We start from the raw sequence: 4,179 nt of genomic DNA, 5'->3' as shown, positions 1-4,179 counted from the left end.
GTTTGACAAAAAGTGACCCGCCGTAAGGGCGGAAAGGTGACTGTGCGTCGCCATAGAAAATGAATGCGCATATAACTTTCAATACAGACTCTTTAAAAGTCAAAGTCAAAGTCAAAGTCAAAGTCAAAGTCAAAGTCAAAGTCAAAGTCAAAGTCGGTCAGCGTCGGTTTTTATAGTTGTAAGCGCATTCATTGGCTATATCGACGCATAGTCACCTTTTCGCCCTTACGGCGAGTCACTTTTTGTCAAACGCGACAAAAAGTAACCAAAAAACGCTGCGCTCCATTCATCCGGCCCTCCGCTTCGCTCCGGGTCCCCTCACTCCGGCCTTGCTCCCGGGAGGACCGCGCTGAACGCCCCATCCAGGGGCGCAGCGCTTGACGGGCATCCATGCCCGTCACCTCCCTCCGCAAGTCCTGCGTTCGGCCTCCTGAAGTCGCGAAGTTACGGGCGGCGCCTGGGCTAGCGCAGCTGACGCTAGTTGACAGTGAGGTTGAACATGCGATTGCCAAGATCAAGATCAAGATCAAGATCAAGATCAGGATCAAGATCAAGATCAAGATCAAGATCAAGATCAAGATCAAGATCAAGATCAAGATCAAGAAGAGCGCGATCTACGGCTTAGCATGATGATTGCCCGCACCGGCCACGAATCACTAATGCAGGATCTGCTTCAAGAACGCCTGTGCCCGCGCCGTCCTGGGCTGCTCGAAGAACACCTGCGGCGAGCTGTCCTCGATGATCCGCCCGCCCTCGAGGAACAGCACCCGTTCGGCGACCTGCCGGGCGAAGCCCATCTCGTGGGTGACGCAGAGCATGGTCATGCCGGTACCGGCCAGTTGCACCAGCACATCCAGGACCTCGGCGACCATCTCCGGGTCGAGCGCCGAGGTCGGTTCATCGAACAGCATGATCCTCGGCTTCATGCACAGCGCCCGAGCGATCGCCACCCGCTGCTGCTGACCGCCGGACAGCTGACCGGGGTATTTGTCGGCCTGGCTCTCGATGCCGACCTTGCTCAGGTACAGCCGCGCCCGCTCCTCGGCGTCGCGGCGCGACAGCCCCCGCACGCTCATGGGTGCCAGCACACAGTTTTCCAGCACACTCATGTGCGGGAACAGATTGAAGTGCTGGAACACCATGCCGATTTCACTGCGTACCCGAGCCGCCTCGCGGCTGTTGCCGGCCAGGTCCGCGCCGGCCACGCGGATGCTGCCATGCTGGGCGATCTCCAGCCGGTTGATGCAGCGGATCAGCGTCGACTTGCCCGAGCCCGACGGACCGCAGAGCACGATGCGTTCGCCCTCGCGCACCGACAGATCGATATCGTGCAGCACATGGAAGGCGCCGTAGTGCTTGTTCAGGCCCTCGATGCGGATCAGCTCCGGGCGCGGGTCGGGGGCAGGGTGCAGGCTGGCAAGGCTCAGGGGTGCGGTCATCTTGTTGTTCTCCCGCTCAAGGTTCAGTCGAAACGTGCGGCGCTGTAGGGCGCAGGGTCGGTGAAGGGGCGCTCGCCGGTCATCAGCTCCGCCAGCAGGCGGCCGCTGACCGGGCCCAGGGTCAGGCCGTGGTGGGCGTGACCGAAGTTGAACCACAGGTGCTTGTGCAGGGGCGCCGGGCCAATCACCGGGCGCATGTCCGGCAAGCAAGGACGGCGGCCCAGCCAGGGCTTGTCGTCCAGGCGCTCGCCCAGGGCTGGGAACAGCTGGCGCGCCAGGGCCTCGCAGCGGCGCAGCTGGATCTCGTTGGCGGCGGCGTCGCTGGCCGCGAACTCGATGCCGGTGGTCAGGCGCACACCGCGGGTCATCGGCGCCAGGACGTAGCCGCCCTGGGTGTCGCAGATCGAATGACGCAGCTCGGCGCCGTCGCGGGTCGCGTAGTGCATGTGGTAGCCGCGCTTTATCCCCAGTGGAAACTGGTAGCCCAGCCGCTCGTAGAGATCGGCTGACTGCGGGCCGAGGCAGGCCACCACTTCATCAGCACTGACCTCGCCACGGCGCGTGTCCACCTGCCAGCCGCCGCTGTCCTGGCGCAGGCTGCACGCATCGCCGTGAATAAACGTCCCGCCGCGCTGGACGAACAGCGCGGCGTAGCCACGAGTAAGACCACCGGGGTCGTTCACGGTCTTCGGGTCGAGCCAGTGGATGGCGCCGATCACACCGCCATCGAGTTGCTGCTCGCGGGCCTGCAGCTGTTCGCGTTCGAGGATCTCGTACCGCAGGCCGTAGCGGGCCAGGCCAGGCAAGTCGCGCTTGGCCTGTTCGAACAGCGCGGCATCACGGTATACCTCGATCCAGCCCTTGGCCTGCACCAGTTCCTGCAGGCCGGCGGCTTCGATCAGCGCATCGTGCTCCTCGACGCTGCGCTGCACCAGCGGCAGCATGTCGGCGGCGGCCTTGGCCAGGCGCGCGGGGGCGGATTGGCGCCAGTAGCTCAGCAGCCACGGTGCGACCTTGGGCAGGTGCGACAGGCTGTAGCGCACGTCGGGCTGGCGGTTCAGGCCATAGCGCAGAAGGGTGCCGAGCTGGCGCGGAAAGGCATAGGGGATCACGCTGGAGCGCTCGATCAGCCCGGCGTTGCCATGGCTGGTGCCGCTGCCCGGTTCGTCGCGGTCGACGAGGAGCACCTGGCGTCCACGGGCCTGCAGGTGCAGGGCGGTGCTGACACCGACGATGCCGGCGCCCAGGACGAGAGTCTGGCAATGCATGGAATGGTTCCTTCAATCAGTTCAGGTGGCGGCCCAGGCGGGCCTCCAGGTGTTTCAGGGTGCGCCGCACCACCTCGACGATCAGCAGATAGAGCACTGCCGCCCACAGGTAGATCTGGAAGTCGAAGCTGCGCGAGAAGGCCAGCTTGGTCACGCCCATCAGGTCGTAGATGGTCACCAGCGAAGCGATGGCGCTGGCCTTGATCATCATGATCAGCTCGTTGCCCAGCGGGCCGATGGCCACCAGCAGCGACTGCGGCAGCACCACCTTGAAGAAGGTGGTCGAGCGCTTGAGGTTCAGCGCCCTGGCCGCCTCGTACTGACCGGGCGCGACGGCCATCAGGCTGGCGCGGAAGATCTCGGCCTGGTACGCGGCGGTGTTGAGGGTGAAGGCGAGCAGGGCGCAGTACCAGGCTTCGCGGAAGAACCACCATAGGCCCAGGTCCTGCCAGAAGCCCTTGAGCGAACCCAGCCCGTAGTACAGCAGGAACAGCTGGGCCAGCAGCGGCGAGCCGCGGAAGAAGTACACATAACCGCCGGCCAGGCGTCGCAGCACCTGGCTGCGCGACAGGCGCGCCAGGGCCAGGAGCATGCCCAGCAGCGCGCCAAGGGTGAAGGAGATCGCCACCAGCTTGGCGGTGACCAGCAGGCCATCGACGAAGCGCGCGCCGTAGCGCTCCAGCAGGTCGGGGTCGAGCACGTAGGCCAGCAGTTGCTCCGGGCTCATGGGCGGGCTCCTTGCAGATGACGGTTGCTGCGCCGCTCCAGCAGGGCGAAGACCCTGCCCGACAGCGCCGAGAACAACAGGTAGACCAGGCAGGCGACACCGTAGAACAGCATCGGCTCCTTGGTCACGCTGACCGCCAGGTTGGTCTGGCGCATCAGGTCGATCAGCGAGATGGTCGAGACCAGCGAGGTGTCCTTGAGCAGGCTCAGCCAGTTGTTCGACAGGCCCGGCAAGGCGATGCGGGTCAGTTGCGGCAGCACCACCTTGAAGAAGCCCGTGCGCTTGCCCAGGCCCAGGGCCGCGCAGGCTTCCAGCTGGCCCTTGGGCAGCGTCTTGAAGGCCATCAGCCAGATTTCGCTGGAGAAGGCGGCGAACACCAGGCTGAAGGCGGCCATCGCGGCGAGGAAGGTGTTGATCAGCACCTCGCCCTCATAGCCCAGGGCGGCGAGGATCTTCTGCGCGGCGATCTGGCAGCCGTAGTAGATGATCAGCAGGGTGAGCAGTTCGGGCAGGCCGCGGAACACCGTGGAAAAGGTGGTGGCCCAGGCCCGCGGCAGGCGTTTGCGCGAGCGCGCGGCCAGCGCCACCAGCAGGCCCAGCGGCAGACCGATGGGCAGGCAGGCCAGGGCCAGCGACACGGTCACCAGCGCGCCGGCCAGCAGCGCCTGGCCCCAGCCGCCGCTGGCGAAGGACAGCAGGGAGAGTTGATCGAGCATGGGTAAGCCCCTGTGTGCGCACGCCATCC

General features: G+C 65.0%; 5 protein-coding genes. 1 reads left to right on the top strand and 4 read right to left on the bottom strand.

Annotation, left to right across the window (positions count from 1 at the left end; translation table 11 throughout):
* Positions 1 to 390 precede the first annotated feature (390 nt).
* Positions 391 to 630 carry a hypothetical protein gene (locus N5D48_RS25840; RefSeq protein ID WP_279888954.1) on the top strand — a complete coding sequence of 80 codons (240 nt, stop codon included), beginning with the start codon at positions 391 to 393 and terminating at the stop codon, positions 628 to 630.
* Positions 631 to 656: 26 nt separating this feature from the next.
* On the opposite strand, the gene N5D48_RS25835 is transcribed toward N5D48_RS25840, so the two are convergent.
* The 4 genes from N5D48_RS25835 to N5D48_RS25820 are packed head-to-tail and all read right to left on the bottom strand — an operon-like array spanning position 657 to position 4,150.
* Positions 657 to 1,439: an amino acid ABC transporter ATP-binding protein gene (locus N5D48_RS25835; RefSeq protein ID WP_279888952.1), complete on the bottom strand. Its 783-nt coding sequence runs from the start codon at positions 1,437 to 1,439 to the stop codon at positions 657 to 659.
* 23 nt (positions 1,440 to 1,462) lie between these two features.
* Complete coding sequence (locus N5D48_RS25830) at positions 1,463 to 2,707, bottom strand: FAD-binding oxidoreductase (RefSeq protein ID WP_279888950.1); 1,245 nt, start codon at positions 2,705 to 2,707, stop codon at positions 1,463 to 1,465.
* Positions 2,708 to 2,723: 16 nt separating this feature from the next.
* A complete protein-coding gene (locus N5D48_RS25825; protein ID WP_279888949.1) occupies positions 2,724 to 3,434 on the bottom strand; it encodes an ABC transporter permease subunit in 711 nt (236 codons plus the stop codon).
* Positions 3,431 to 4,150: an ABC transporter permease subunit gene (locus N5D48_RS25820; RefSeq protein ID WP_279888948.1), complete on the bottom strand. Its 720-nt coding sequence runs from the start codon at positions 4,148 to 4,150 to the stop codon at positions 3,431 to 3,433. Before N5D48_RS25820 ends, N5D48_RS25825 begins: the two co-directional genes overlap by 4 nt.
* Positions 4,151 to 4,179: the final 29 nt, after the last annotated feature.

Source organism: Pseudomonas sp. GD03858, assembly GCF_029840925.1.
GTDB lineage: Bacteria > Pseudomonadota > Gammaproteobacteria > Pseudomonadales > Pseudomonadaceae > Aquipseudomonas.
This window is presented reverse-complemented; position numbering and strand designations above follow the sequence as displayed.

Bases quoted from the DNA above. Each gene is read 5' to 3' on its own strand.
- N5D48_RS25840 (WP_279888954.1), top strand. From the start codon at position 391: ATGCCCGTCACCTCCCTCCGCAAGTCCTGCGTTCGGCCTCCTGAAGTC.
- N5D48_RS25835 (WP_279888952.1), bottom strand. From the start codon at position 1,439: ATGACCGCACCCCTGAGCCTTGCCAGCCTGCACCCTGCCCCCGACCCG.
- N5D48_RS25830 (WP_279888950.1), bottom strand. From the start codon at position 2,707: ATGCATTGCCAGACTCTCGTCCTGGGCGCCGGCATCGTCGGTGTCAGC.
- N5D48_RS25825 (WP_279888949.1), bottom strand. From the start codon at position 3,434: ATGAGCCCGGAGCAACTGCTGGCCTACGTGCTCGACCCCGACCTGCTG.
- N5D48_RS25820 (WP_279888948.1), bottom strand. From the start codon at position 4,150: ATGCTCGATCAACTCTCCCTGCTGTCCTTCGCCAGCGGCGGCTGGGGC.